This window comes from Bradyrhizobium sp. SZCCHNRI3052 (genome assembly GCF_032484895.1).
GTDB lineage: Bacteria > Pseudomonadota > Alphaproteobacteria > Rhizobiales > Xanthobacteraceae > Bradyrhizobium.
This window is the reverse complement of the sequence record NZ_JAUETW010000017.1, coordinates 1-26,099: the sequence shown is the minus strand read 5'-3', so window position 1 is coordinate 26,099 and position 26,099 is coordinate 1. Positions and strand designations below refer to the sequence as shown.

Below are 26,099 nucleotides of genomic sequence, written 5' to 3'. Positions count from 1 at the left end.
CGCGGGCAGCGAGACTCCATCAGTGCCACCTAGCAGAAAGCGCGATAGAGAGCGGACATGACCTCGATCACTTCCGGCCGCGAGACCGAATAATACACGTTCCTGCCGTCCCGGCGCACCTTGACGAGATCGTCCGCGCGCAGCCGGGCAAGTTGCTGCGACACCGTCGGCTGGCGGAGCTGCAGCGAATCCTCAATGCTGCTGACGGACTTCTCTCCGTCAAGCAGCAGACACAGAATGGCAAGCCGCGCTTCGTGCGACAGCGCCTTGAGGAATTCGCTTGCCTTGTGAGCCTTCTCGAGCAACGCGTCAGGCTCGAGCGAAGACCTGCTGCGTGCACGCTTGGTTGCCATATTCGTCCGCATATTCCTCAATCGACCAATTCGGTCCGTTACATCGGCGGCCACGGCGTCATGCCGCAAGGCCGCCCCGTGTTGCTATCACTTTGGCGAGACGATAACAAACAGGCGGTCGAGCCTGTGCCAGCGCGGTTCGTGCGAGACGGTATCGAGCCGCCGGCGCGATCGTCCCCTGCTCACGCGCCTGCCGCGTCTGACGGGCTGATGAACTACGATCCGGCTTCCAGTTCACCTAACTTGCGATCAAGGGTTCGCAAGCTGATACCGAGGAGCTCGCAAGCTCCTTGCGGCTGCCAACAAACACGCTTGTCATCTTCAAAGTGGGACTGCCGATGGTCACGAACGTACCGCCAGACGCCGACGCCGGCCGCTGGAACCGACGATTCGAAGGCGATGATTTCGTTTTCGGAACCGAACCCAATCAATGGCTGCGCCGCCATGTCGGCACGTTCCCGTACCGCAGTCGCATTCTCTGCGTCGCCGACGGAGAAGGCCGCAACAGCGTCTGGCTCGCCCGGCAGGGATTTCAGGTCGACGCCTTCGACATCTCGGAGGTGGGTCTGGCGAAAGCGAGCAAACTTGCCGCGTCAGCCGGAGTCAGCGTGAACTACCAGCTTGCCGATTGCGACGGCTTCGCGTGGCCAAGTGCGGCGTATGACGGCATCGCAGCGACTTTCGTGCAGTTCGCCGCCCCAGATTTGAGGAAACGGCTGTTCGCGCGCATGATCGCAAGCCTGAAGCCGGGCGGGACGCTGATCCTGCAAGGCTATACGCCCAAGCAGTTGGAGTACAAGACGGGCGGCCCTTCCGCCCTCTCGCACCTCTATACGGAAACCATGCTCCGAGAGGCGTTCCGTGAGCTGGAAATCATCGAACTGCGCGAATACGAGACCGAGCTCAGCGAAGGCAGCGGCCATCACGGTCGCTCTGCGCTGATCGGAATGGTCGCGCACCGGCCTTCCTGATCGCGCTCTGCTGGTCCCCGGAATTGATCGCGCGCACGCGTCTCGCATCGTCGAGAAACGATCTTTACGACCGACTGTCAACCTTTCCGATCCTTCTGCCGGCATTGCGCGGCCGCGCCTCTGATCGACCGCTTCTCGCCGCAGCGCTGCTTGCAGCGAACCGCAACAAAGCTGGCGCCTGCTGACGATGAGAACTCGCCGTCATCGAAGGAGCGCGAGGCGCGAGCGCTTCGGACCGCCCTGTTGACGCATCGCGGCAATCGAGAATCGCTTGCAAAACCCCTCGGCATCAGCCTGCGCACGCTTGACCGGAAGCTGAAGGAATTGGACGCTCCATGAAGCGCTGTCGTCTGCCGCGGCGAAATGCTCACGAATAGCCGGATGGGTGCAGGGTGGCGCCGTGTGATTTCGTTGCGCTTCTCGGGAGATGAAAAGCTAGGCGCCTGAAAAAATGGTCGGAGCGGCAGGATTCGAACCTGCGACCCCTGCGTCCCGAACGTAAGTAGCATGCGAAAAGATCAACAAAAACAATGAAGTTTGCTCGCGATTGACGTCCTTTATCGCCGTTTGTTCACGGGGTTTCGGTGGTCAACCGGTGGCCAGCTTCGGCTTGCACCTGAGCAATTCGCTGCAACGACATCTGCGCCCGTCAACAGCATTGGCAGCTCCCGGCAGAGCTAGTCGATCGCACCAGGGCTTTGGCCGGAGAAGTTCAAATAGCTGCTCCGACCCGATGGACCGCCCGCCTCCTCTCAAGCTGCCAACCGGGGAAACAAGCGGAGCGACACCCCCTTCAGTACTGCGATCACTATTACGGCAAATCACACGCAGCACTCGATGGTGGGTACGACAGGGGAGAAAGCCAAGAGCAAGATCAATGACTTATGGCCCCCTACCTACTTTTAAGGCGCCTTGATTTCAAATGAGAATTTTTGGCGGCGCCCGCACCCTCCAAAGGTGGGGCTCGGCTGGGACGACCTCGAAGGCCTGCCAGAGTGACGGCCTCGGATCACACCCACGCTCACGGGGAAGGCGCGGAACCATCTCAAATGCCGTGCCATAGATGCCACAAGCATCAGAGGGCTCAACGCCTAGCGCGACGGCCAGGGCTTGGATGTTGTCGAGTGTGAGGTTAATCAGCCCGGCCTCAATCTCCTAGAGCCTCAAGGCTTGCGATCCTCGACCTTCAAGCTCGATCGTCCCGTCCTTTCGGAGCAGCGCAAGCGGCAGGAATTTCTCCATAGCGCGGGGTTCAAGACGCTTGGCCAAGTTGAGCTGTTCAAGTCGAACAGCGACTTCCACGAGGCGCTCGCCCTTATGTCGGGTAACAGGTTCTTGGCCCAGACCGTCGCCCGTCAGAACGAATTGCGGCGCCTGATCGAATACCGTCAGACGCTCGACCGCGATCGGGTATGGCGGCAACCAGGCGAGCACCTAGCCATCATCGATCTGCTGGAGAAGGGCTCGCTCGAAGGCGCCGCCAAGCTTCTCGACAAGCATATCGGCGGAGCCTTGAAGGAGAAGGCCCCGCCTGAGCTTTTCGGATCGTAGCTCAGGATTCGGCACGAATGAGCGCGGCCATCGAAAATAACGCATGCGAATTGCCAGACCTTGTGCTCCCGATGTCCCGCGGGACGTCAGCTCTTGTGAAGGATTGCGGATGCCGGCCGCAGCGGTGACGGTGTGGAATATGCGGGCGGCTTGCGCCCGAAAGCCTCCAAGGGAGGAAACCGCGCATGATTGGCAGGTCACCCGTCCGAGTGCCGGATGCTTGCTTGCCAAGACCTCAGCGTACGGATCCTTGTAGAGAACCGAGCGCCCTGGCCTATAAGCTACGAACATCGGCTCGCTTGATCCCAGGATAATTTGGACAAGCGTTGTCAGCCGAGGAGACCAATTCCCCAGAGACCCGACTCTCAAGCCTGGTCGCGAGATCGGCCTCCATCTGCCGCATCAAATCGCGGGTAAACGCTCTGAGGTTCTCCATGTCGGCTGCGTCCTAGGGAGAGACAATGAACCGGAAATGATGCCGGTCACCCCTGCCCAGCGCCTCGAACGCAGCCTCATTCGCCTGATCGCCCGCGGCGTCGAACATCCGTGCCGGCTGGCCATCGCGAGTGACCCCGTCCCTCTTGAGATAGGTGAGATGCGCCGCCAGGGGCGCTGACCTGGACGCCCGGCCCTTGTGCCTAGCGATCCGCGCCTTCACCGTGACGCGCCGCACCGGGGCGAACAGCCGTTCACCAGAAACCGGTCAAGCTCGTCACTCCAGAGGCTCATCTTCGGAAGCGGCTGCGTCTCTCGCTCGTATCGGACTTCGTTGCCTCGGAACCGATGACCTCGCGTACTACTTTGCACGATACGCCAAGCTCGCGGCAGATCGCCTTGACCGGTTGACCATGAACAAAATAGGCGCGACGGATCTTCGCAATCGTCGACACCACCAGCACCCCAACCGCGGCTTCCATCACTTGTTCGAAGCCGCGGCGGCCCTTGCCGCGGAGGGCATCGATCCGAAACAGATGTTTGTTGGAAGGAAACAATACGCCTTGATCAGATGGACAGGCGCATCGGCCACGGCAGCGCAGCTCGCGAAAACAAAACTGGCGTCTTATGAAGCCACCTCACTTGAAACTCTTGATTCCATCTTAAGATTGTATTCTATTACCACACAATTAAAAGGTGAGGGCACTCGCCGTACAATGGACTCCAACGGAAACTGAACCGTGAGTCAACGCTGGCGCCCATCGCTAGAGCCAAGCAATAGAGCCCGTTTCTGCAGCGGGCTTTCGATCTGCGTTGAGTTTTGGACGAGCCTTCTCGGAATGGTCTGGCAGATGCGCCCTCGCCTCCCCCCGTTGAACGCGCTTCGCGCCTTCGAAGCAGCAGCTCGCAACCTCAGTGTCACGAAAGCAGCCGACGAGCTCTGCGTAACGCCAGCTGCGGTGACGCAGCAGCTCAAGATTCTGGAAGACGCACTTGGTCGTCGCCTGATCCGCCGCGTTGGCCGCGGCGTAGAGTTGACAGAAAACGGCCAGCAACTCTTTCCCGTACTTTGCCGAACATTTTCAGATATTTCGTCGGCAGTCACAGGGCTGACGTCGCATAGCGCGTTGAAACTTAGAACCAGCTTTCTGGCGACCGTCGCACAGAGATGGCTGGCGCCGAGGTTGATCGGCTTTCGGCAACAGTTTCCGGATATCGCCGTCGCCGTCTCAACGTCGTTCCGCCTGGTCGATTTTACGAGAGAGGATATCGATGTCGCCTTGCGGCTAGGCTACGGATCCTGGCCGGGGCTCCATTCGACGTTCGTGATGAACGAAGAGCTGTTCCCCGTTTGCTCGCCCACCCTGTTTCGCGAAGCCGCACTTCCTGCTGGATCAGACCTGCTTCGTCGCCATTCACTGGTCCATACCATCGTTCGGCCGACGGACTGGCAAGCTTGGCAGGTCGAGGCCGGACTCGAGGATTTCGATACCACTTCAGGATTTCATTGCGAAAATTCTGCGCTCGCGCTCGAGATGGCCGAATATGGGTTGGGACTTGCCATCGGCCGAACGCCGCTGGTCATCTCTGCACTCGCATCAGGACGACTGATGGCGCCATTTGCGGCGCGCCTCTCGAATCCAATGTCCTACTATCTGGTCTGTCAGGACACCGCCGCGCGGCGCCCCGAGATCGCACGCTTTCGCGACTGGATCGTAAATGAAGGTATCGAAACGATGGAGGCGATCAAGAAATACATCCGGCGATCCCATCCCTAGGTCAACGGCGCTATTCAATCACTTGTTTTCAGAGCTGCACAAGAAGAGCCGTGCCGTAGTCCGCCATCGCGCGATCCCAATTCACATCCATGTGTGCAGCCATGACCTGGAGATCGCACCAGTGGCGCTGCACCGGGTGCGTCTGCGCGATGACGGAAGTTCCAAGCTGGGACATCAGCTGTTGCACGGCGTTCATGCATAAGCGGGTCAGCCTGGCCCGGTCGCGCTTGATCGCTGCGTAGTCTCTATCGGAGAGATCGCGGCCGTTGCAGCCCGCCTCATGCAGTCTCGATAAAATGCTGCGATACAAAAGCCGTGCGCATTCGATATCGGCGATGATCTCGCCGGCGCGCATGGCAAACGCCCATTGGTTCCCGTTTGGCTGCCGTCCATGCCGCTCTCGCATGATCGCAAGTCCCGCCGCCACCGCTCCCTCCGCACAGCCGAGCAGAGGACCGACGATCACGCTGGTCAGATAGGGAATAAGAGAAACCGACTGCAAGTAGTGACCGCCGCGTTCCGCCGAACGCCCGAGAACATTGTCCAGCGGCTGCGCCCAGCTTTCTGAAAGCGAACGATCGCGGATAATGATGTCGCGCGACCCGGTCCCTGCCATTCCGATGGCCTGCCAATCATCGCCGATCTCGATGTCGATGGCTGGCAGCAGCGCCATAACCGTCCGGGCGTCGCGTCGAGACGGATGCAGGCATGAGCCGGACACGATCACCCATGTCGCATAGTCCACGCCGGAGCCGAGCCGCCAGCGACCATCGACCCGATATGCGCCACCGTCCCGCGATATTCCGCCGGCCGCCGTCGCCGATCCTGTCGTGACAAGTTGACGAGCTCCGCCGCGGAAGACCGCGTTCAACGCCTCCGCTGGAAATCGCGATACGATCTGAATGTGTCCTCCAACGAGGCCCACGATCCATGCTGTCGAAGGGCACGCGCGCGCCGCGAGCCTTGCAACTTCTGCAAGGACAGGCCAATCCAATTCAAGGCCGCCGAAACGCTTCGGCATCGCGAGCTGAAGCAATCCGGCGTCGAACAGCTCATCGACGGACTCGCGCGGCAGCTTCCCAAGCCTGCGGGCTTCCTCCGCACGTTTGTGCCATCGTGGCAACAACGCCTCGACGCTCGCATAGAGCGTCGCGAGCGACGGCTGGTCCGCTCCCCAATAGACCGTCCCGTCCAGCCTATCCATGCGCACGCTCCAGCACCTTTCGCAACATTGGCCGCTCGAAGACGAACTGATCTTCAATCAAGGGCGGGCCGAGAAGGCGGACGAACTCCTCGATGCGCTGCCCGTCGTTCGAGGCGACGAACTCGTAGAAATTCGTGCTATTCCACAACAGATAGCAGTGCGAGAAGTGTCGTCCAATCGAGCTCACGAGCTCGTCGAGGAGAACCTCGCCCTCATACATGCGCAGCAGCATCTGCTGCCGTTTCCACTCGATCTCTTCGGGCGTAAAATAGTGCGCCTTGTGCTGCTCGTCCTTGACGCGCTCCCGTCGTTCGTACTCGAGGCGGTCGGTGTGATCGAGCTTTTCGAGAAAGAAGACCAGCCCGTCGTCCCTGAGCATGCGACAGCCCTGCTCGATCTGGAAATCGCGGTCCTTGCCGTAAAACTGAAAGGCGGCCGTTTCGTAGATATAGTCAAAGCCGCCATGGAAATCCTCGTCGTCCACCAGCGTGCGAAGTACGTCCCCGTCGAGCTTGAGGAACGACGTCGGAATGAATCTCGACAGGGCCGGATCGGCAAAGCGCTCAAAATGCTCTTCGTTCGCCCTGTTCGGAGAACAAGTCAGTGTCTTGACCGCGCCGCCGGAAAACGCAGCAAGCGTGCGTCCGTTGGAACCGTCGAAGGCATCGATCTCATAAAGCAGGCAGGGCCGACCGCTGCTTTCGGCCCGCTGCCTCGACAGACGGCTCAGCGCCACGCCCACGCGCGACACTTCCTCGAGGATGCCTGGAATGCTGGCGAGGAAATGCGAGAACAGTGGTCCCGCCTTCGGTACCAGCCGGTCGTGATACTCCAGCACGTCGGTATCCGCTATCCGGTTGCGGATCCGCGTCAGCACTGGCTGCCGCGGCACCTGTGCCGCTCCGGTCGCCAACTGCTCGAATTGCTGCGCCAATCTGATCATCGAAGATTGCTGAAGATAGGCGTCGACGTCGGTCGCAGGTCGATTGGTCATGCCCGAAGACCTCCACTGATGCTGGGCCGAGGATGAGAATGAGGATGAGGATGGGGATCAGGACAATGCGCGGGTCGCGGTCTTTCCCGACGCGGTCCGCGGCAGCGCCGGTACGAACTCCACGAAGGCGGGCACCATGTGCCAATCGAGATGCATCGTGCAGTACTCGACCAGTTCGTGGCTCGTGATGGACGTCGCCTGCTCCGCAACGATCAATGCCTTGGGGAGATGTCCGACGGATTCGTCGGCGACGGGGACTACAGCCGCTTCCGAAACCGCGGGGTGGGCCATCAGCAATTGCTCGATCTCTCGCGGATTGACCTTGAACCCGCTCCGCGCAAAAGCGTCGTCCTTCCTTGCGACGTAGTAGAGATACCCCTGGCCATCGACGCGGAATAGGTCGCCCGTCAGGAACACCCGAGCTTCACCGGCCGCCCCCTCAATCATTCGGGCGGAGGTTTCGTCCGGCATGTTCCAATATTTCTGCATCAGCAGGTCGCCGGCAACACCGAGCTCGCCGACCTGCCCCGGCTCGGTCACGAGGGAGCGATCCTCGGCAAACAGATAGGTCCGCACGCCGGGAATGGCCCGGCCGACCGACTGCGGCCGTTGATCGATCTCGTCGGGCGGCAGAAACGAGACGCGCTTGCACTCCGTGAGCCCATAATTCGAGAAGATCTGGACGCCCGGCCACGCCTCTCGCAAGCGGCGGATATGCTTCACCGGCAGGGCCTGCCCGCTCGTGGAGATATAACGCAGCGATCTCGGCGCGCGCCTTCCCAGCGCGCTCGCCTTTAACAGATGGAAGATGAAGGGAGGAAACACCTGCAGCCCAGTCACGCCGTGGGCATCGATGAGATCGATGATCTCATCGGGATCGTCCGGCAACGCGCGCTCGACGAGCGCGGTCCCTCCGAACATGAGCGGCATCATCACATTATAGAAGCCGTAGTCGGAGCCCAAGGTCGAATAGCTCAGAACCACATCCTCGGACGTGTTCCTGAGATAGCCGGTCACCGATTCGAACGCCGCAATCATATTCTTGTGATTGACGGCGACGCCCTTCGGGCGCGACGTCGAGCCCGACGTATAGAAGATGACTGAAATATCCTCTTCCCGCACCTCCCGGAAAAACGAGCAGTCGCGTTCTGGCACGGCAGCAGAAAAATCATCGTTACAACTATAGATTGTATAATCTAACTGGCGCTCCCGCAATTCGGCCGCCCGATCGGTGATCACCGCACAAGCACCGGAGTCCCGAAGCTCGAACATCAGCTTTCGGAGCCCGAAGGTGTGATGAACTCCCACGAGGACTGCACCGGCCTTGAAGATGCCGAGAACAACACCGAGCAAACGGATGGAAATCACGCCATAGATCGCGACCCTGTCTCCAGCACGGATGCCGTCATCGACGAGACGACCGGCGACCTGATTGCCGATATCATCCAGCTCGCGATAGGTCGCGCACGCGCCATCGATCTTCACCGCGATCTTCTCTGGGCAGTCTCGAACACTGCGTTCAATATAGTGATGGAAAAGGCACACTCGGAAGCTCCCGCAACCTCTGGATGAGTTTTTATAACAAAGAGTCGCAGCTCATGGTAGGAGAATTCCGTTACACGTCGTGTTGTGCAAAATGACTGAGGAAACATGTTTGTACGCGATCTCGAAGAAGTCGAAAAAACAGGCCGGTTCGTCGAGTGGGGAAATGGCACGAGCCACCGGCTATTGACGGCGAGCGATGGAATGGGTTTCGCCGTATGCCATACCGTGGTTCGCGCCGGCACAGTATCAAGGTTGCAATACCGATCTCACCTGGAAGCATGCTATTGCATCGCGGGGGAAGGTGAAGTCGAGGACATGCAAGGCAATGTGTATCGGCTCCGCCCGGGCAGCATCTATGTTCTCAACGAACATGACGAACACTATCTGCGCGGCGGCCCGACGCAGGATCTGGTGCTGGTGAGCGTGTTCAATCCGCCCCTTGCCGGTCACGAGCAGCACAATCTCGACGCCGACAGCGGATCGTCTTACTAAGGCGGTTCATCAGCTGGTTGGGGTTGCTCGTTGGAACTGAAGCATCAAGCCTTCTTCTACTCTCTCTTCCTCTCACGGCTCGCGGACCAGATCCTTCTGTTTCTGGTCCCGCTCGTCATCTTCCAGTTGACCGGCAGCGTCGCCTGGTCGGGAGCGGCATTCCTGCTCGAGACATTGCCGCGCTATTTGTCGTTTCCGATCTGCGGGGTGCTGTGCGATCGAAAATCCCCTTTGGCGCTGTTGCACATTAGTCAGCAGCTTCGTGCCGTGGCCTGCTTCGCAGGCATGATCGCCTACGCGGGCTTCGGCGGAATCGGCTGGCTGATCGGGATATCTGTGGCCTGCGGCGTTCTGACGACGCAGGGGCTGATGGCGCGCGAGGTTCTGCTGCCTCAAGTCTTTCATCGGCACAGGTTCGAGAAGGTCGCCTCCTACACCCAGATTGCCGATCAGCTCGGCATGGTGCTCGGGCCGCTGGTCGCCGCCGGTCTTCTCAAGCTATGGTCCTGGGAATACGTGGTGATCTCGACGACCGCCCTGTTCATGGCGGCTGACGGCGCCATGATCATCTGGCAGCGATTCGTCCGGCCGACATTGGCCGAACCGACGCCGGCGCCAAGCGGCTGGACACTGCCGCTGAAAACCGCACTTCGGCACGTCATCGGACGACCGGGCCTGGTCGAGACCGTCCTTCTCGCAGCCGCCGTCAACCTCATCATTGGCGTGACCCTCGCAACGTCAGCGGCAATGGTGACCGGTGTCCACGGAGAAACAGACTCCTACTATGCCGTTCTTCAGGCCGCAGGCGCGATCGCGACCGTGGTCATCTTGTTCGCCACCGCGCATGCGCCTGCGTCCCTGCAGGTCTTGGGCGTCATCAGCTATGCGATGATCTTTGCCGGCGGCGCCGTCTCCGGACTGGCTTCCCACGCCCACGTCTACGCGCTCGGCTTCGTTCTCGTTGTCGGTTTCGACAAGATGTTCAGTGTCTTCATTCGCAGCCTGCGCATGAAGATCATTCCCCGGGAAGATCTCGGCAAGACGACGGGCCTGATCATCATGCTGAACAACCTGTCCCAACCTCTCGCCGGCCTCCTGGTCAGCGTATTCGCCGGCCGTTACGGCGCCGGCACGGTCATTGTCGCGCTGTCGCTCTTCATGGGCCTGCTCGGCCCGCTCGTCGCGGCGATCTGGCTTCGCCGGACCGCCCCGACGGTCAGGCTGGACCAACGATGATGTCCCCGCCGCGTCATCGACCGTGGCGGGGGCTCGGCGCCGACACCGAAGCTGCCGCCGTTGACGCAGGCGCGCGATTGCCGCCCGATTGCGCCAGATGCTCAACGAGCATCTTGGTCACGGTCGAGAGCCCGGCGGGATCGCGGGTCACGATCTTCAATTCCCGATAGGCCCAGTCGTCCCTGAGCGGAACCGCCTTGATGCCCATGCCCGAAGCCAGCACTTCGAATGCCCGATCCGGGATCAACCCGACACCCAGGCCACACTGCACCATCCGACAAATGGCATCAAAGCTCGGTACGTTGATCCGCAGATTGACCGCCTTTCCAGCCTCCGCGGCTGCCGCGCGCGAACGGGTGTAGATCGCGCTATCGGCGTGAAAGCCGATATGATCAAAATCCAGGCTTTCCACGAAATCGATCGATGCCCGATCGGCCAGCGGATGATCTTGCGGCACCGCCAGCGCAAGCCGGTCGCTGCGATAGGGACGCGCAAACAGGTCACGGCTGTTGGTCGTGGACACACAGATGCCCACTTCCGCATACCCTTCCTCGACGGCCTTGACGACACCCGCACTCAGTCTTTCCTCAAGGTGGATCTTGACCAGACTGTGGGTCGCGAAGAAGGCCGGCAGGTCGTCGGGAAGGAATTCGACGATGGCCGATACGTTCGCGAGCATCCGGATGTGGCCCCTGATGCCCATGCGGTATTCGTCGAGCTCCGCGCCCATCTTCTCGACGCTCGTCAGCATCGATCGCGCGTGATGCAGCAGGGATTCCCCGGCGGGAGCCAGCATCATGCCCTTGGAGTGCCGGACAAAGAGGTCGGTTCCAAGCGCCTCTTCAAGCTCCGCAAGGCGCTTGCTCACCGCGCTCATGGCAATGTTTTCCCGCGACGCCGCGCGCGTCAGCGTCCCCTCCTCGCACACCGCGACGAAGAGCTGGAGCGACGTCAGATCGATACGCCGGATGAGATTGTTGATTTGTCGCATCAGTCCTTCAATTCCCGTGGGCCATGAGCGATCCTCCCGACGATCTCCGCCCCCCGCGCAGCCAGTGCGCGGCACTACCGTAAGTAAGCCTGACCCACCACACCCCGGTCAAGGTCGAAAGAGACCGTAAATCCCTCCTGGGCGTGAGTGATCTTCGATGTCCGATGTCTCGCCGTAGCGGCCGGCGGACCTTCGTCGAACGCGAAGGGTGCCTTGCCTAAAAAGCGTTGGCGCTCTCCGGCAGGGCTCATCATCCTGCCGCCACCTGGGAGTCAGTGAGACGGACTATGGCCGGAATCTCCGAAAGACATGACCTCGCAATCTCGCGGCCGCTCGGGCCTGCGCCGGAGGCGCTCGGCCCCGGCGCGTCAACGACGACCGTGTCCAGGACACACAATATTGTCGGCGTAGCGCTGGCGGCGATCGGGGCGGTGGCGTTTTCCCTTCGCGCGATATTCGTCAAGCTCGCCTATGAGGACATGAGCGATCCTGTGACGCTGCTGGCCCTGAGAATGATCTTCTCACTGCCCTTCTTCGTCATTGCGGTTGTCCTGTATCGGGGGCCTTCCGGCGGCCGGACGCTTCCGTCAATCACCGCACACGACGCGATGGCGCTCGCCGCCCTGGGCTTCGTCGGCTACTATCTGTCAAGCTTCCTCGACATGATCGGGCTGCAATATGTCGCCGCCGGCGTCGGCCGGCTGATCCTGTTCGTGTATCCGACCATCGTGGTGGTGATCTCCTCGGTCGTCCTCAGGAAGCCGATTACCCGGCGCGAGCTGATCGCGCTGGCGATTACATATATCGGTGTCGCGCTGGTTCTTTCGGGGCAGCTCGACAAGAGCAGTGAAAATTTCTGGCTCGGTGCGCTGCTCGTCATGCTGAGCGCGGTGAGTTTCTCGGTCTATCTCGTTGGAAGCGGCGAAGTCGTGCCGAGGCTCGGTTCGATACGCTTCACGGCCTATGCCACGACCACGGCCAGCGTGTATTGCATCGTTCAGTTCATGGCACTCCGCCCGCTGAGCGCGCTCGTGCTGCCCACCCGGGTCTACCTGCTCGCCCTCTGCATGGCGCTGTTCAGTACCGTGATGCCGGTCTTCATGATGGCCGAGGCGCTGCGCCGGATCGGCGCAAGCCGCGTCGCGATGATCAGCGCCCTCGGCCCTGTGGCCACCGTCGTTTCAGGATATCTAGGGCTGGACGAGAGGATGTCGCCGATTCAGTCGGCCGGCGGCCTGCTGGTCGTGATCGGCGTGCTCATCGTTGCCGCCCAGGCCCGTGCCATGGACAGGAAATAGCCGATCATCCGGCAAGGGCCGCGGCAGATGCTGCTCAGGGGATGAGAAGCGTCTTTCCGACCGTCTTGCGGCTGTGAAGATCACGGTGCGCCTGGGCCGCCTCCATCAAGGGAAGGGTCTGGCTGATCCTCGGCTTGATGGTTCCTCGCGAGACGGCAGCCATCAGCTCCGAAGCAGACGCCACGAGATCCTCGCGACGTGCGATGTACGTCCAAAGCGTCGGCCGCGTCAGGTATAGCGAGCCCTTTTCGGCGAGAATTCGCGTCTCGAAGGGCCCGATCGCCCCGGAGGATTGGCCGAACGAGACCAGCAGCCCGAACGGCTGAAGGCAATCCATCGAGCTCACGAAAGTATCGCGGCCAACCGAGTCGTAAACGACGCGTAGCTTCGCACCCTTGGTGAGGTCGCAGACACGCTCGACCAGATTCTCGCTCCGATACAGGATCGTATGGGTGCATCCGTTGGCGCGCGCGAGCTCGGCCTTCTCTTCCGTGCCTACGGTTCCAATGACGGTCGCACCGAGACTTGCCGCCCACTGGCAGAGAATGAGACCGACACCGCCGGCGGCAGCGTGCACCAGGATCGTGTCGCCGGGCTGCACGGAATAGGCGCGCCGAAGCAGATAGTGCGCGGTCATGCCCTGAAGCGCGATGGCGGCGGCTTGATGATCGGTGATGTCATCGGGCACCTTCACCAGCCGCTCAGCGGGAACGTTGCGCAGTCGGGCGTAGGCGCCCAGGCTTGCAATCGCGTAGACGACGCGATCTCCGGGCCGCAGACCGGCCACCCCTTCTCCGAGGCATTCGACGATCCCCGCGGCTTCGAAGCCGATGCCGCTGGGCAGCGGCGTCTTGTAGAGCCCGGTGCGGTAGTAAGTATCGACATAGTTCAGGCCGATGGCGGTCTGCCGCAATCTCACCTGGCCCGGCCCTGGCGGATCGAGCCTCGACTGCTCCACGGAGAGCACCTCCGGTCCCCCGGTTTGACGAATGAGGACGACCTCCGTGTCCTCGGCGAGCGCGTCGGTGCGGCCCGCAATCTTCGACGGCATCGCGGTCATCGGTACTCCCCTGTCCCGTACTGCAGATTCGTGTCGCCGCCAGGCCAGGCCTGCTGCGCCGACTGGCGCCGAAATCGTTCGCGCCAGCGGAGCAGCGCGGCCGGATTGCGGATGTGCAGCGGATCCCGCCCCTGGATCACGCGCATGACGTTCTCAACCGCGGTCGGCGCGAGCGAGGCGAACAGCTCCCGCGTACAGCCGACCGTATGCTCGGTGAGGATGACATTCTCCAGCCCGCGAAGCGGATGATCCACAGGGGGAGGCTCCGTCTCAAAGACGTCGATGGCCGCGCCAGCGATCCGTCCGGCGGAAAGCGCCTGCGCCAACGCCGCCTCGTCGACGATGCCACCGCGCGAGGTGTTGATGACGCAGGCCTCGCGCTTCATGCGCGCGAACTCCGCAGCTCCGAGCAGCCCGCGCGTCTCGGCGGTCAGCGGCAAGTGAACGCTGACGACGTCGCTGCGCGCCAGCAGTTCGTCAAGCTCGACGAAACGCACGCCGGCGACCGGCGTCTCATCCGGATGTCTGTCATAAGCCAGAATCTCGGTGCCCCAGCCTTGCAACCGTCGCGTGACGGAGCGCGCGATGCGGCCGAACCCGATCAGCCCGATGGTCTTGCCGGACACCATGCGCGCCGACAGTTCATCCGCCCGCGCACGGGCGGACCGCAACGCGAACTGGCGCTGCTTGCGCGGCAGGTCCAGCAGGAGAGCCGCAATGAGCATCACGGTTGCCTCCGCCAGGCTTTCGACGTTTTCGGCCGTCGCGCCGTTTGCGACGATGATGCCGCGATCGGTCGCCGCCGGCAGATCGATCGAATCCGTGCCTATCGAGGCAAAGACAACAGCGTGTAGCCGAGGCGCGACCTCGAGCATCGCCGCGTCGATGATGGTCCGCGAGCTGATCAGGAGCACTGATGCCGCCTCGAAGTATCGTCGGGCGGTCGAAAGCGCGTAGCGCGTGCGGTGTGGCGGCGGTTCGGCGTGGCCGCGGATAACATTGCAACCTGCCGCTCCCAAGGCTGCGGCCGCGTGGTCCAAGGTGTCGCCGAGAACCCGGTCGCTGCCGACGAACACCGTGGCGCCAGCTACTCGGGCTTGCGCCGGCTCAGACAACACGACGGACACGCGAGTCGTCTCCACGAATGGCAAAATCGACCGCGGCACCGACAAACGCCTCCAGCGCCTCCTCGCTCATCCATGCCATGTGCGGCGACAGCAGGACGTTGTCGGTCTGGAGCCAGGGCGATCCCGGTCCGATCGGCTCATCCTCAAAAACGTCGAGTGCCGCACCGGCGATCCGACGCGCGTTCAACGCCTGCCGCAATGCTTCCCCATCCACGAGACCGGCGCGGGCGGTGTTGATCAGAAACGCCGTGGGTCGCATCAGATCGATCAATCGCGCATCGAACAGGCCTTTGGTCGTCGGGCTCAATCTCATATGCAGACTGATCACGTCACTGCTGGCTGCGAGCTCGTCCAGCTCTGTTCGCCGGACACCTAGTTCCGCGGCTCGTCCATCCGTCAGCGACGGACTCCAGGCGACAACCCGCGCGGAGAACGCCTTACACAGTTCAGCGACACGGCCGCCGACGCGGCCCAGCCCGACGATACCGACCGTCTTGCCGAACAGCCCTCGGCCGAAGCTCGCATGCCATCGTCCGGATCTCAGCTCCAGGCACCCATCCGTCATCCGCCTGCCAATGGCGAGCGCCAGCGCGATCGTGTACTCGGCAACCGAGGCTGACGCCAGCCCGGGGGTCTCGTACACCGCCATGTTCCTGCGTCCGGCCGCATCGAGATCGACGCTCGCGCCGATCGGGCCCGCCACAATGATCCGCTTGGCCGACGACGCCTCGAGCACCCCGGCAGACAGCGGGCGCGCCGAGAAGAACTGGAGCACCGTTGTCACGTCGCCGATCCGCCGTGCCAGCGCATCGGCGTCCTCCGGACGGTCGTGATGTATGAGCACGCCGGCCTGCCCCTGCAGGTGTCGCCGGAAAGCTGCTTCAATGACCGGGTTGCCGCCGCAATCCGGAACGGCGATGTCGACGCGGCGATCGTGCAGAGGCGACCCGGATACGGCAAGATGTCCTCCGTCGGTCATCTCTGCAACTCCTCGACTGGAATCGCGCAAGCCGCAAGCCAGTCCCAATAGCTCTCTTGTTGCCGGCTGAACTCGATATAGTGATGCCTCGTTGCGAACACCGTTTCACGATAGGGCCCGATCAGCCTGCCGAGCCAACGGCGCGCAACGGCGAGATCGATGATCGGATCACGCTCCGGCGCCGCGAGGAACGTGGGTACCCTCAGCGTCGCTCCGGTCTCCGCGTATGCGTCTTCGAGATGCACCAGCGTCGACCGCGTGCTGTCCGTAACCTCGCGAAGCATCAGGGCATCCGCCGACATGAAGCGCAGATAGACCTCCTCCTCCGTGTAGTCCTCGTCCTTGAGCGTGACCGCGACTCGGCCAAGACCTCTGCACGCGCGGAAGCGGCCGAGCTTCTCCGGATCATGGCGAGCCCGCTGCTGCCCCAGTGCCGGCGCGCAGAAAATCAATGCCTCCGCGCGCAACTGCCCACTGGTGCATAATCCAGCGAGAACGCTGCCGCCCAGGCTCTGGCCCAGCACCGCCAGCGGCGCATCCGGCACCACTTCCCGCGCGGCCTTTATACCCATCAGATAGTCCGACAGCAGAAGCTCGAGCGTGGCGACGTGACCACGCTCGCCGCCACTCCGTCCCGATCCGCGACGGTCCAGCGCGACAACTGCCACGTCCCTGGCCGCCAGTTGCGGCCCGGTCTCGAACAACCATCCGGCATGGCTCTGGATGCCGTGGATGTAGAACAGGGCAGCTCGGGGCTCGGCAGGCGCCCAGTAATGTAGGGCAAGCTCGGTGCCATCCACCGCCCGTATCCACTTGATCGCCGTCCCCTCCATCTCAGACGCCTCAGGCTGCGGGAGTCGAAGCTGCGGCAACGTCCTTCACTGGAAAGCTCGGATATTCGCCGGCCTCCCACCGCCGAATCATTCCGTCCGCGACGACCTGTGCGAACTCACGCCGCCCTGGTAGCGGCAGCTTCTGACCCGCAAGCATCGCGCGGGCATCCTCCCAGGATTTCCGCCATGCTCCTGCGTCGACCACAGCAGAACCGGGATCTGCCTTGCTGCGCACGCGGATATTCGGGAACCACGGCCGATCGGTCGGTTGATGCGCCGGGTAGTAGCGGAAGTCGAAGCTCCAGCGCACCTGTGCCGTCTTGTTCAACCTGGAGCCATGCGGCGCCTTCTTGTGCAACAGCACGATATCGCCGAACTTGACCGGCAACGGGATGCTGTTCCTCTCAAGGCGATCGATCAGCGCGGCATCCATCGGCCAAGGCAGCAACGTGTCGTCATTGTGCTCGCCTCCCACGACCGCCAGGCATCCGTTTTCCTCGTCGACGTCGGTCGTCGGAATCCAGACCGTCAGCACGGTCGTTTCGTTCGACTGCGGGAGCTGGCCCATCGCGTCCTGGTGCCAGAGGGTCGGCGCGTAGATCGTCTCGCCCTTCCGGCCGCCGAACTGCTGGACCTCTCGCGCCGGCAGCTTGATCCGGCAATGCTGATTCGGGCTTGCGTTGATCTCGGATCCGAGAATGCACTCGACGACATCCAACACCTTCGGATTCTGGAGTAGCGACAACACGCCGGGGCCGACATGAAACTCGCTGTCATCCTGGATGAACGAGAACGGCATGTGCGGCAACGTGATATCGAGCTCGGCAAGCAGCGTAAGCGGAAATCCCGGAAGCTCGACCAGCCGCCTGAGGTGCTCCTGGAACGGCAGCCCGCCATGATCCTCACCGCCCGAGAACAGTCCCTTTGCGCGCCATGTCCTGACTCGCTCCCGCAGCAGCTCGTCGTACTCACGTCTCACGGGAACGAAATCCGCCTCATCCAGAACACCTCGGACAACCAGATATCCCTGCTCTTGGAAGCGAGCGACGTCGGCTGCGTCGAGCGCAGGCGTGCGCGAACCTGATACGGTCATGGTGGCCAACTCCATCTATGGATCGATTCACGTCGATGACGGGATGAACGAGCCTGCCCCGTCGAGCAGCATGCCAATATCGCGAAGGATCTTCAGCCCCGAGGCGTCGCGCTGAAGCCAATGATGCTTGACCTGCGCCGAAGCCACTCCACCGCTGATCTTGTGCTCGGCAAGCCTGGCGAAGGCGCCGGGGACCAGCTTGACTATCGTCAGCGGCGCCAGCCGGCCGCTGGACAGCTTGTCGGCATATTCCAGATTGACCCTGCTGAGCGCTGCATCGATGCGCGTTGCCAGTGTCGCTTGCATCAGCTCGAGCTTCGGCGACCACTCGAGCGCGACAGCGTAGTGAGGCGGCGTGCCCCAGACCGGGAAGCAGCAGAAGTTCGGCGTCCCGGCCGACCCAGATTCGATCGTACGCGACACCGCCGAGAACACATCAGCTTCGGTCAGCTTTTCGCCGGTGAACGAACTACATGCGCCGCTTCTTCCGATGAATTCGAGCCTTGGCACCGCCCCAACCCAGCCCACGACGCGATACACGTCGCCGACGTCATACCGATAGAGACCGTTGGCCTGGGTCATCACGAGCCTGTAGCAGCGCCCGACCTCCAGTTCCTCGAAAGTCAGCGTTTCGGCACTTTCCGATGGAGCGACGTTCTCCAAAATATCATCGACCGGAACGAACTCGTAGAGTCCCTGGGTCACCGCGAGAGGGCCGGCACTGCGGTGCATGTCGACCGGGAGCGTAACGATGCCTTCGGTGCCCGTCGTGCTGAAGGGAAGCCGCGTGGCATCGGGGACCAGGCGATCAAGCCAATTCTCGTAGAGTTGCGCCGACGCGCTGTTCCAGCAGACGATGAGCGACAGATTGGGCCACAGATCCGAGAGAAGCAACTCACCGCCGCGCAATTTGAGCTGCCCTTCCAGGCGGCGCGCGAGGTCCTGGCCGCCCGCAGCCGAGGCGCTGCCCCTGACGTCACGGATCAGCCGCGTTGCGAATTGCCGCAACGTCTCTGCCAACATGATGATCTTGCTCGGGTTCACCGAAACAATCAGCCGCACGTCACAGAATGCCTGCATGCACAGCCGCTGATAGAGCCGCTCGGCATATCCGTCGGGATCGCTCTCGCATGAGAACCAGGGCGCGCCGTACCATGGCGGCAACCAGTCGGATTCCCCGAGCGGCTCCGGCCGCTGTGTAATGCTGTAGACGGGAAATCCATGAATGCTCTGCCTCGCCGTCTGCGGCTCCCATGACAGATCCAGCACGTTCTCAACCTTCGGCGTATCGAGCCGGAGCATCCTGAAATAGAGGCCCCATTGCGCGTAAAGCGCCGGTCCGCGATAGGCGAGCCGCCAATGCCGTGTCGTCGGAACCAGCTTTGCTTGGCCGGTGGTTCCTGACGTCTTCAGGAACGCATAGGGATCGTCCCGCGTCAGTACCTTTCGCTCTCGGGCAAGCTGTCGATCGATATACCCCCTGAGCTGGCCGTAACTGCGGATCGGCACTGCCCGCCTGAATTCATCGAAGCTGCACACACCTGCGAGCGCGTGCTCCCGCTCGAATGCCGTTCCAGTCAGTTCGCGCAACACATCGTGGAAGACGGTCCCAACGGTCGCATGCGGAGATTGACAGATCAGGCGCTGACGATCGAGCGCCGCCTCACTCTGTGCGCAAAAGCGGGCCATGCGGCTCACGTCGTCGGCGGCGCCTCCGACGCTCGTCGTTCGGACGCCGGCCGTTCCACCATGCTGGATGCGGGAAACTCGACTCTGTTCTGTGGAGAGGTCCTGCATGATGTCCGACCTATCTTCATTTGTAGATCACCGCCGTCTCGCAGGGATTGATACTGACGGCTCGCGCAAAGCGTCAATTTAGATTTCCTGTCCCGGTTCTAGAAATTCTAAAACGACCTTCGCTTCGCAGTTTGGCAATGTCCTGATCTCAGCAGATCGGACGGATGCAATGATACAATTGATGGACGTCTACGCGATTGCGATGCCGATGCGCCGGACATTCGTTCATGCAACCATGGCACGCCACGAGAGCGACGGCATTCTTGTCTGCGTCGACGTCGATGGCGTAACCGGCTATGGCGAAGCAGCTCCTCGTCCCTATGTCACTGGCGAAACCACCGCGACCGTTCTGAAGGCCCTCGCCTCTTGCGCATTGAACGAACTCGATGCGCAGATCGACTGGCGTTCGCTTCAGACCGTCGTCGCAAGCCTGAAGGCTCTGGCGCTGCCGAAGATGCTATCCGTCGGTGGTCGGCTGTCGCCCGCTGCAGCCTGCGCCTTGGAGACCGCCCTTCTCGACGTGGCCTGCCGACTCCACGGCCGACCGATGGCTTCTGCATTGCACGCCGCGGGCCTCGGCGAAGACATGTTACGACCCGTGCCTTGCGCCGTTTCAGCCGCTCTGGTCGTCGACCTCTCGACCTCTCCGGAGGAGATGGTCGCGCGCGAGTTTGCGCTCGCGAACGGCATCAAGCACGTCAAGCTGAAAGTCGGAGCGGATGGCGATCAGGCAGTGGAACGCGTGAGACGGTTTCGCGACCTGATTGCGCCATCGATCTCGCTTTCGGTGGATGTGAACGCGGCTTGGACCCTGCCACAGGCGATTGCCGCCTGCCGGCAGTTGCAGGGTCATGGCGTGGCATGGCTCGAGGAACCGCTGCGGCCCAGGGACTGGGCGGGCCTCCGGCAATTGCGCGAAGAGGCTGGGATCCCTTTGATGCTGGATGAATCATTCGTGGACGAGAACGATCTCGCCACGGCGATCGACCAGCGCGCCTGCGACCTCGTCAATATCCGCGTGTCGAAATGTGGTGGCCCACTTCGAGCGGCAGGCCTGGCCGATACGGCGTTTCATTCCGGCCTCGGCTATCAGATCGGCGTCCAGGTTGGCGAACATGGTCCGCTCTGGGCCGCGGGACGCGCGCTCGCGACATCGCTACGCAACGCCAGCGCGTGCGAGGTTGGGCGCGCAGACGAATGGTTTCCTCGCGACACGACGATCCCACCCTTCCCGATCGATCGCAAAACCTATCTTGCGCCGCCACTGTATGGCCACGGACACGGTCTCGTTCCGGGACCGGCGTTGTGGGCGCACGCAAGGCACGCCTTTTCGCATGTCGCGACAACACCTCGTTCCGCTCTCGTCGAGGCAGAACGGCGCGTCACAACTTGGAACGCTGAGGCTCGGGGATGACGACATCGTTGGTCGAACACAAAATGGCCCTGGTCACCGGTGCGGGCGCCGGCATCGGCGCAGAGGTCGCGCGCCGCCTTGCAGATGCGGGAGCGCGGCTCCTGCTGGTCGACAAGGACACGACCGCACTCAACTCCATTCGCCGTCAAATCGGCGATCACCGTGCCGCGTGCCTGCCGATCGACGTCACCGATATCGCAGCCGTCAGCGACGCCATCCAATGTCTCTCGGACGCACAGCGTCCGGACATCCTCGTGAATGCCGTCGGAGGAGATGCGAACTCCATCCTGCTTGCGGACCTCGATGAAACGTACCTGGAGACCTCGATGAGACACAATCTGACGAGCGCCTTCACCATGACGCGTCTATGTGCGCCAGCGATGCGTCAGCGACGGTGGGGTCGCATCGTCAACTTTGCATCGATCGCCGGCCGCACCTACTCCTACTTCAGCAACGCCGCCTATGTCGCGGCAAAGGCGGCCGTCATCGGGCTCACCAAGCAAACGGCCTATGAGCTTGCCCCCGACGGCGTCTGCGTCAATGCAGTCGCGCACGGCCCGATCGCCACCGACCGCATCCAGGCAGCCTGGGCGAAGCATAGCCCTGAACGGCGGCGAGCGATTACCGAACGCATTCCGATCGGGCGACTGGGCACTGTGGACGAGGCAGCTGCCGTTGTGATCCATCTGTGTTCGCATGAGGCGGGTTACACCACCGGGACGGTGATCGACATCAATGGGGGGCTGTTCATATGAACTGGACGACCACGGAACGAACGACGACGGCCGAGCGGGTCGCCGGCCCATCAGCGGACTACGGGTTGGGCGGCAAGGTCATCATCGTCACCGGCGCCAGCCAAGGCATCGGCCGCGCCGCCGCGCTGGCATTCGCGGCCTGCGGAGCTCGTGTCGTCCTGGCGGGACGGCAGACCGGCTCCTGCGAACAGGCGTTGGCCGCGCTACCGCCAGATCAAACGATGATCGTGCCGACCGACGTGCGAGACGAGCAGAGCGTCGCGCGTCTCGTCGACATGACCGTCCGCCGGTTTGGTCGGCTGGACGCTGCGTTCAACAACGCAGGCACGTTCGGCAATTTCGTTCCGCTGCACGAGGACGATAGCGACAATTTCGATCAGGTCGTCGGGACCAATCTGCGCGGAACATGGCTTTGCACCAAGCATGAGATTCGCGCGATGCTGGAGTCAGGCGGTGGCGCGATCGTCAATTGCGCATCGGTCGCGGGGCATATCGGACACGCCCAGAGTGCCATTTACAGCGCAACCAAACATGGCGTCATCGGCCTCAGCAAGTCGGCCGCACTTCAATACGCGCGCCGCGGCATTCGGGTCAACGCAGTGAGCCCTGGCAGCACGGACACGCCGATGCTCAGGAGCATCTACCCGACCGAGGAGCAACTGAGCGCTCGCGGATCACGCGCGCCACTCGGCCGGATCGGACAACCGGACGAGATCGCACAGGCTGTTCTCTGGCTCTGCTCTCCCATGGCTTCCTATGTGACAGGGCAGACCGTGGTGGTCGATGGCGGCGTAACGGCCGGCCAGGCCTTGGTGGCCGAACGCAAATAGCAGCCGGGAACGCATATCAATGGAGGAAGCACCGAATGTCAGTCATCCTGGGCAGCGGCGATTTCCGCTACATGGTCACCGAGGGGTGGGGCGAACTGCCGGACGGCTGGTCTTATGGCGACGTAGCCGCGGTCGGCGTCGACCAGAAGGATCACGTCTACGTCTTCAACCGCGGCGCGCATCCCGTGATCGTCTATGATCAGGACGGCCGGTTTCTCCGGTCCTGGGGTGAAGGCCTGTTCTCGCGTCCGCATGGGCTGCACATGGGACCGGACGACACGATTTTCCTGACCGACGACGGCGATCATACCATCAGACAGTGCACGTTGGATGGGAAGGTTATGCTCACGATCGGAATTCCGATGCGGCCGTCCCCTTACATGAGTGGAGAGCCGTTCCATCGTTGTACGCACACGGCTCACTCGCCGAACGGCGACATCTACGTGTCCGACGGCTACGGCAACGCATGCTGCCACAAGTTCTCGCCATCGGGGAAACACCTCATGTCATGGGGAGAATCCGGCAGCGACCCGGGTCAGTTCAACATCGTGCACAACATCTGCTGCGACGCGGAGGGATGGGTCTATGTTGCGGATCGGGAGAATCACCGAATCCAAGTGTTCGATGCGAACGGTCGCTACGAGACTCAATGGAACAATCTCCATCGCCCATGCGGACTTTACATGCCGCCGGGAAAGAAGCAGCTCTGCTACGTTGGTGAGCTCGGCCCCTCGCTTCCTGTCAACAAGAATGCTCCGAATCTCGGACCCCGCGTGACCATCGTCGACAACCGTGGCGGGACTGTCGTCCGGCTCGGCCATTTGCATGCCGGCGAAGCGCCCGGTCAGTTCATCGCACCGCATGGTGTTGCGGTCGATTCTCACGGAGACATCTACGTTGCCGAGGTGTCGAATGCGGTCTGGCCGTCCATCAAGCCGCCACTCGAGCCGCCGCGGGAGCTGCGCTGCCTGCAGAAGCTGACCAAGCTTTCCTCTTAGCTGGAATGCGTGCAGTTTTCTCCTCCATTGAGGCACAGCGGCTATTTTGCCGGTTGGCAAACAAGCGCGCTCCGCACAGATGGGCGATATCAGCCGCTGCCGGCAACTCAGGTCAAGGTGCCGGCTGTCTGCGAAGGGGCACGTCTCCGCATTTGAATCTGTGAGTTCATCGTGAGTCCCCGGCGACGGCCGCCTTGCGCCGGAGCTGACGCTTGTTGAAGCCATAGGACTAGTCCCGGAACTAGTCCTATGGCCAAAGCGGAAGTGGAAGTGATCACGTCGGAGCGGCGACGGCGGCATTGGTCGCGGGCCGACAAGGAGCGTGTCGTTGCTGCAGCGCTTCAGCCGGGCGCGACGATCCTACGAGTGGCGCGAGCGTTCGGGGTGCATTCCAGCCAAGTGTTCCGCTGGCGCCAGCAGCTGTGCGGGAAGGAGACGCCGCCGCCCGGCTTTGCCGCCGTGACGATCACTGCCGATCCGCACGCGCCGGCTGCCCGTACGCAGGGGCTGATCGAGGTCGAGATCGGGGCGGAGGCGAAGATCCGGATCAGCGACGCGGCGGATGCCGCGACGGTGACGGCGGTGATCGCGGCGCTTCGGGCGGGCTCGCGATGACGATCCCGATCCTCTCCGGCACCCAGGTCTGGCTGGCGACCGGCCATACCGACATGCGCAAGAGCTTCGACGGTCTTGCGCTGCTGGTCCAGGAGACGCTGAATCGCGATCCGCATGGCGGCCATCTGTTCGTGTTCCGTGGCCGCAGCGGCGGGCTGATCAAGATGCTGTGGCACGACGGCCAGGGCATGTGCCTGTTCGCCAAGCGGCTGGAGCGCGGCCGATTCATCTGGCCACAGCCCGTGGATGGAGCGGTGGCGATCACGCCGGCACAGCTCGGCTATCTGCTCGAAGGTATCGACTGGCGTCATCCGCAGCGGACGTGGCGGCCGGAAGCCGTTGGCTGAGCGCTTGAACGTGACGAGGCTGATGCACGCAGGACGGAGCTGTGATTCCATCTCCTGCGATGATCACAGCCGATTCACTCCCCGATGATGTCGCGACGCTGAAGGCGCTGGTGCTCGCTGGCCAGGCCGCGCTCACCGAGGCGACGACGGCCCAACTCGCGGCAGAAGCCAAGGCGCGCAATCTGGAAGCCGAGGTCCGTGCCCGGGCGCTGCTGATCGAGCAGATGAAGTTCACGATCGCCAAGCTCAGGCACGAGCTGTACGGGCCGTCGTCGGAGCGCGCGTCGGTGCTCGAGCAGCTCGAGCTCGAACTCGCCGATCTCGAGGAGGCCGAGGATGAGGCTGCGGCGCAGATGGCAGCCGAGCGGGCCAAGGCCGAGAGGGTCGACGTACGTCCGTTCGAGCGGCGGCGCCCGGCACGGCGGCCGTTGCCCGAGCACTTGCCGCGCGAGCGCATCGTGCATCCTGCGCCGGCCTATTGCCCGTGCTGCGGCGGCGACAGGCTGCGCAAGATCCGCGAGGACGTGAGCGAGACGCTGGAGCTCGTGCCACGGCAGTGGAAGGTGATCCAGCATGTCCGTGAGAAGTTCTCCTGCCGCGCCTGCGAGGCGATCACGCAGCCGCCGGCACCGTTCCATCCGATCGCGCGCGGACGCGCGGGACCGCGCCTGCTGGCGCACATCCTGTTCGCCAAATACGGGCCGCACCTGCCGCTCACCCGACAGAGCACGACCTTTGCGCATGAGGGTGTGGCGCTCGACGTCTCCACGCTCGCCGACTGGCTCGGTGCAGCGGCTGCGACCTTGATGCCGCTGGTCGATGCGATCAAGGTGCACCTGCTCGCAGGTGAGCGCATCCATGCCGACGACACCACGGTGCCAGTTCTCGCCAAGGACAAGACGCGCACCGGCTGGGTGTGGACCTATGTCCGCGACGATCGTCCCTTTGCCGGGCACGCGCCGCCAGCAGCTGTATTCTACCGTACCGGCGCACATCCCGAGACGCATCTTGCCGGCTATGCCGGGCTGATGCAGGCTGCATCGGCCAAGGCTCCGAGATACGACGGCGCAACACGATTGATCGGTCAACCCACACTCCGAGTCGCAGATCCTGCACTCGCGCGTAGCTCAACCGAGTTCTTCGCCGGAGTTCGCTAGACTACGATCAGTGCCGAAATCGCCTTTGACTTTGCTGACAAAAAGCTCGATTGCGGCACTCAGCTCGACTGACCGGCACGGTTGAACGTAAGCCATGTCAATGGCTTGGTGTTCAACCGGCGAGCCGCTTTTATCTTGCAGCTTTAATCGGCCGGATGTAACCGTCCGGTCTGCACACCTTCCCCCTCGTGTGTTGTCGTTCCATTTCGAGTTCTCTGCTGCTGTGGAGAATCTCCGGTGGGATCC

At 62.4% G+C, this 26,099-nt stretch carries 25 protein-coding genes and 2 pseudogenes; 14 read left to right on the top strand and 13 right to left on the bottom strand.

All coding sequences use genetic code 11. The features are described from left to right. Positions 1-29: 29 nt before the first annotated feature. Positions 30-353: a metalloregulator ArsR/SmtB family transcription factor gene (locus tag QW887_RS31330; protein ID WP_315715794.1), complete on the bottom strand. Its 324-nt coding sequence runs from the start codon at positions 351-353 to the stop codon at positions 30-32. A 290-nt stretch (positions 354-643) separates the two neighbouring features. Between QW887_RS31330 and QW887_RS31325 the strand changes: the two genes are divergently transcribed. The 3 genes from QW887_RS31325 to QW887_RS31320 all read left to right on the top strand — a co-directional run bounded on the left by QW887_RS31325 (position 644) and on the right by QW887_RS31320 (position 2,875). Further along, entirely contained in the window at positions 644-1,324 is a 681-nt protein-coding gene (locus QW887_RS31325; RefSeq protein ID WP_316195840.1) for a class I SAM-dependent methyltransferase, read from the top strand. A 150-nt stretch (positions 1,325-1,474) separates the two neighbouring features. Next, the gene (locus QW887_RS34975) at positions 1,475-1,663 is read left to right on the top strand and encodes a helix-turn-helix domain-containing protein (protein ID WP_409977933.1); all 189 of its coding nucleotides are present in this window, start codon (positions 1,475-1,477) and stop codon (positions 1,661-1,663) included. A gap of 771 nt (positions 1,664-2,434) precedes the next feature. Then, positions 2,435-2,875: an FCD domain-containing protein gene (locus QW887_RS31320; RefSeq protein WP_315715441.1), complete on the top strand. Its 441-nt coding sequence runs from the start codon at positions 2,435-2,437 to the stop codon at positions 2,873-2,875. Positions 2,876-3,239: 364 nt separating this feature from the next. On the opposite strand, the pseudogene QW887_RS31315 reads toward QW887_RS31320, so the two are convergent. Further along, positions 3,240-3,572 (bottom strand): annotated as a pseudogene (locus tag QW887_RS31315) (type VI secretion protein); the annotation flags it as partial. Then, positions 3,569-3,774, bottom strand: a pseudogene (locus QW887_RS31310) (IS21 family transposase); the annotation flags it as partial. The pseudogenes QW887_RS31310 and QW887_RS31315, both read right to left, overlap by 4 nt. 375 nt (positions 3,775-4,149) lie before the next feature. Between QW887_RS31310 and gcvA the strand changes: the two are divergent. Next, the gene (gcvA, locus tag QW887_RS31305) at positions 4,150-5,088 is read left to right on the top strand and encodes a transcriptional regulator GcvA (RefSeq protein WP_172179974.1); all 939 of its coding nucleotides are present in this window, start codon (positions 4,150-4,152) and stop codon (positions 5,086-5,088) included. 28 nt (positions 5,089-5,116) lie between these two features. On the opposite strand, the gene QW887_RS31300 is transcribed toward gcvA, so the two are convergent. From QW887_RS31300 to QW887_RS31290, 3 genes are read right to left on the bottom strand one after another with little or no spacing between them, the layout of a single operon-like run. Beyond that, positions 5,117-6,292, bottom strand: a complete 1,176-nt coding sequence (locus QW887_RS31300; RefSeq protein WP_172179972.1) for an acyl-CoA dehydrogenase family protein — start codon at positions 6,290-6,292, stop codon at positions 5,117-5,119. Then, a complete protein-coding gene (locus tag QW887_RS31295) occupies positions 6,285-7,286 on the bottom strand; it encodes a hypothetical protein (protein ID WP_315752130.1) in 1,002 nt (333 codons plus the stop codon). The genes QW887_RS31300 and QW887_RS31295 overlap by 8 nt, the downstream gene beginning before the upstream one ends. A 57-nt stretch (positions 7,287-7,343) precedes the next feature. After that, positions 7,344-8,831, bottom strand: coding sequence for a class I adenylate-forming enzyme family protein (locus QW887_RS31290; RefSeq protein ID WP_315752131.1), 1,488 nt, complete (start codon positions 8,829-8,831; stop codon positions 7,344-7,346). 105 nt (positions 8,832-8,936) lie between these two features. On the opposite strand from QW887_RS31290, the gene QW887_RS31285 reads away from it, so the two are divergent. Both QW887_RS31285 and QW887_RS31280 read left to right on the top strand, forming a co-directional pair. Next, positions 8,937-9,323 (top strand): ectoine synthase, encoded by a 387-nt coding sequence (locus tag QW887_RS31285; RefSeq protein ID WP_172179966.1) that lies wholly within the window; start codon positions 8,937-8,939, stop codon positions 9,321-9,323. A 30-nt stretch (positions 9,324-9,353) separates the two neighbouring features. Next, on the top strand, positions 9,354-10,559 hold the full coding sequence (locus QW887_RS31280; RefSeq protein WP_172179964.1) for an MFS transporter: 1,206 nt from the start codon (positions 9,354-9,356) through the stop codon (positions 10,557-10,559). 13 nt (positions 10,560-10,572) lie between these two features. Here the strand turns inward: QW887_RS31280 and QW887_RS31275 are convergent, their stop codons facing one another. Further along, positions 10,573-11,550, bottom strand: a complete 978-nt coding sequence (locus QW887_RS31275) for a LysR family transcriptional regulator (RefSeq protein ID WP_316195838.1) — start codon at positions 11,548-11,550, stop codon at positions 10,573-10,575. A 287-nt stretch (positions 11,551-11,837) separates the two neighbouring features. Here QW887_RS31275 and QW887_RS31270 point away from each other — a divergent pair, with 287 nt between their 5' ends. Further along, positions 11,838-12,848 carry a DMT family transporter gene (locus QW887_RS31270; protein WP_172179960.1) on the top strand — a complete coding sequence of 337 codons (1,011 nt, stop codon included), beginning with the start codon at positions 11,838-11,840 and terminating at the stop codon, positions 12,846-12,848. Positions 12,849-12,882: 34 nt separating this feature from the next. Here the strand turns inward: QW887_RS31270 and QW887_RS31265 are convergent, their stop codons facing one another. From QW887_RS31265 to QW887_RS31240, 6 genes are read right to left on the bottom strand one after another with little or no spacing between them, the layout of a single operon-like run. Then, positions 12,883-13,899: a quinone oxidoreductase family protein gene (locus tag QW887_RS31265; protein ID WP_172180200.1), complete on the bottom strand. Its 1,017-nt coding sequence runs from the start codon at positions 13,897-13,899 to the stop codon at positions 12,883-12,885. Between the two features lie 5 nt (positions 13,900-13,904). Beyond that, complete coding sequence (locus tag QW887_RS31260; protein ID WP_172179958.1) at positions 13,905-15,035, bottom strand: 2-hydroxyacid dehydrogenase; 1,131 nt, start codon at positions 15,033-15,035, stop codon at positions 13,905-13,907. Then, complete coding sequence (locus QW887_RS31255) at positions 15,016-16,014, bottom strand: NAD(P)-dependent oxidoreductase (RefSeq protein WP_172179956.1); 999 nt, start codon at positions 16,012-16,014, stop codon at positions 15,016-15,018. The genes QW887_RS31260 and QW887_RS31255 overlap by 20 nt, the downstream gene beginning before the upstream one ends. Continuing rightward, entirely contained in the window at positions 16,011-16,847 is an 837-nt protein-coding gene (locus QW887_RS31250) for an alpha/beta hydrolase (protein WP_172179954.1), read from the bottom strand. The genes QW887_RS31255 and QW887_RS31250 overlap by 4 nt, the downstream gene beginning before the upstream one ends. 10 nt (positions 16,848-16,857) lie before the next feature. Next, the gene (locus tag QW887_RS31245; protein ID WP_315752133.1) at positions 16,858-17,940 is read right to left on the bottom strand and encodes a phytanoyl-CoA dioxygenase family protein; all 1,083 of its coding nucleotides are present in this window, start codon (positions 17,938-17,940) and stop codon (positions 16,858-16,860) included. Positions 17,941-17,967: 27 nt separating this feature from the next. After that, positions 17,968-19,737 carry a GH3 auxin-responsive promoter family protein gene (locus QW887_RS31240; RefSeq protein WP_210261705.1) on the bottom strand — a complete coding sequence of 590 codons (1,770 nt, stop codon included), beginning with the start codon at positions 19,735-19,737 and terminating at the stop codon, positions 17,968-17,970. A gap of 181 nt (positions 19,738-19,918) precedes the next feature. On the opposite strand from QW887_RS31240, the gene QW887_RS31235 reads away from it, so the two are divergent. The 7 genes from QW887_RS31235 (at position 19,919) to tnpC (ending at position 25,853) form a co-directional block, all read left to right on the top strand. Then, positions 19,919-21,151 carry an enolase C-terminal domain-like protein gene (locus tag QW887_RS31235; RefSeq protein ID WP_315752134.1) on the top strand — a complete coding sequence of 411 codons (1,233 nt, stop codon included), beginning with the start codon at positions 19,919-19,921 and terminating at the stop codon, positions 21,149-21,151. Then, complete coding sequence (locus tag QW887_RS31230) at positions 21,148-21,906, top strand: SDR family NAD(P)-dependent oxidoreductase (RefSeq protein WP_316185961.1); 759 nt, start codon at positions 21,148-21,150, stop codon at positions 21,904-21,906. The genes QW887_RS31235 and QW887_RS31230 overlap by 4 nt, the downstream gene beginning before the upstream one ends. Continuing rightward, a complete protein-coding gene (locus QW887_RS31225; protein ID WP_172179946.1) occupies positions 21,903-22,736 on the top strand; it encodes an SDR family NAD(P)-dependent oxidoreductase in 834 nt (277 codons plus the stop codon). Before QW887_RS31230 ends, QW887_RS31225 begins: the two co-directional genes overlap by 4 nt. Positions 22,737-22,771: 35 nt before the next feature. Then, a complete protein-coding gene (locus tag QW887_RS31220; protein ID WP_172179944.1) occupies positions 22,772-23,734 on the top strand; it encodes a peptidyl-alpha-hydroxyglycine alpha-amidating lyase family protein in 963 nt (320 codons plus the stop codon). A 249-nt stretch (positions 23,735-23,983) separates the two neighbouring features. Beyond that, on the top strand, positions 23,984-24,349 hold the full coding sequence (tnpA, locus tag QW887_RS31215) for an IS66-like element accessory protein TnpA (RefSeq protein WP_172179942.1): 366 nt from the start codon (positions 23,984-23,986) through the stop codon (positions 24,347-24,349). After that, a complete protein-coding gene (tnpB, locus tag QW887_RS31210) occupies positions 24,346-24,696 on the top strand; it encodes an IS66 family insertion sequence element accessory protein TnpB (protein ID WP_172179940.1) in 351 nt (116 codons plus the stop codon). Before tnpA ends, tnpB begins: the two co-directional genes overlap by 4 nt. A 59-nt stretch (positions 24,697-24,755) precedes the next feature. Continuing rightward, a complete protein-coding gene (gene tnpC / locus QW887_RS31205) occupies positions 24,756-25,853 on the top strand; it encodes an IS66 family transposase (protein ID WP_316159601.1) in 1,098 nt (365 codons plus the stop codon). Positions 25,854-26,099 lie beyond the last annotated feature (246 nt).

Coding starts and splice junctions, on each gene's coding strand:
- QW887_RS31330 (WP_315715794.1), bottom strand. CDS start 353: ATGGCAACCAAGCGTGCACGCAGCAGGTCTTCGCTCGAGCCTGACGCG.
- gcvA (WP_172179974.1), top strand. CDS start 4,150: ATGGTCTGGCAGATGCGCCCTCGCCTCCCCCCGTTGAACGCGCTTCGC.
- QW887_RS31300 (WP_172179972.1), bottom strand. CDS start 6,292: ATGGATAGGCTGGACGGGACGGTCTATTGGGGAGCGGACCAGCCGTCG.
- QW887_RS31295 (WP_315752130.1), bottom strand. CDS start 7,286: ATGACCAATCGACCTGCGACCGACGTCGACGCCTATCTTCAGCAATCT.
- QW887_RS31285 (WP_172179966.1), top strand. CDS start 8,937: ATGTTTGTACGCGATCTCGAAGAAGTCGAAAAAACAGGCCGGTTCGTC.
- QW887_RS31275 (WP_316195838.1), bottom strand. CDS start 11,550: ATGCGACAAATCAACAATCTCATCCGGCGTATCGATCTGACGTCGCTC.
- QW887_RS31270 (WP_172179960.1), top strand. CDS start 11,838: ATGGCCGGAATCTCCGAAAGACATGACCTCGCAATCTCGCGGCCGCTC.
- QW887_RS31265 (WP_172180200.1), bottom strand. CDS start 13,899: ATGCCGTCGAAGATTGCGGGCCGCACCGACGCGCTCGCCGAGGACACG.
- QW887_RS31255 (WP_172179956.1), bottom strand. CDS start 16,014: ATGACCGACGGAGGACATCTTGCCGTATCCGGGTCGCCTCTGCACGAT.
- QW887_RS31250 (WP_172179954.1), bottom strand. CDS start 16,847: ATGGAGGGGACGGCGATCAAGTGGATACGGGCGGTGGATGGCACCGAG.
- QW887_RS31245 (WP_315752133.1), bottom strand. CDS start 17,940: ATGACCGTATCAGGTTCGCGCACGCCTGCGCTCGACGCAGCCGACGTC.
- QW887_RS31240 (WP_210261705.1), bottom strand. CDS start 19,737: ATGCAGGACCTCTCCACAGAACAGAGTCGAGTTTCCCGCATCCAGCAT.
- QW887_RS31235 (WP_315752134.1), top strand. CDS start 19,919: ATGGACGTCTACGCGATTGCGATGCCGATGCGCCGGACATTCGTTCAT.
- QW887_RS31230 (WP_316185961.1), top strand. CDS start 21,148: ATGACGACATCGTTGGTCGAACACAAAATGGCCCTGGTCACCGGTGCG.
- QW887_RS31225 (WP_172179946.1), top strand. CDS start 21,903: ATGAACTGGACGACCACGGAACGAACGACGACGGCCGAGCGGGTCGCC.
- QW887_RS31220 (WP_172179944.1), top strand. CDS start 22,772: ATGTCAGTCATCCTGGGCAGCGGCGATTTCCGCTACATGGTCACCGAG.
- tnpA (WP_172179942.1), top strand. CDS start 23,984: ATGGCCAAAGCGGAAGTGGAAGTGATCACGTCGGAGCGGCGACGGCGG.
- tnpB (WP_172179940.1), top strand. CDS start 24,346: ATGACGATCCCGATCCTCTCCGGCACCCAGGTCTGGCTGGCGACCGGC.
- tnpC (WP_316159601.1), top strand. CDS start 24,756: ATGATCACAGCCGATTCACTCCCCGATGATGTCGCGACGCTGAAGGCG.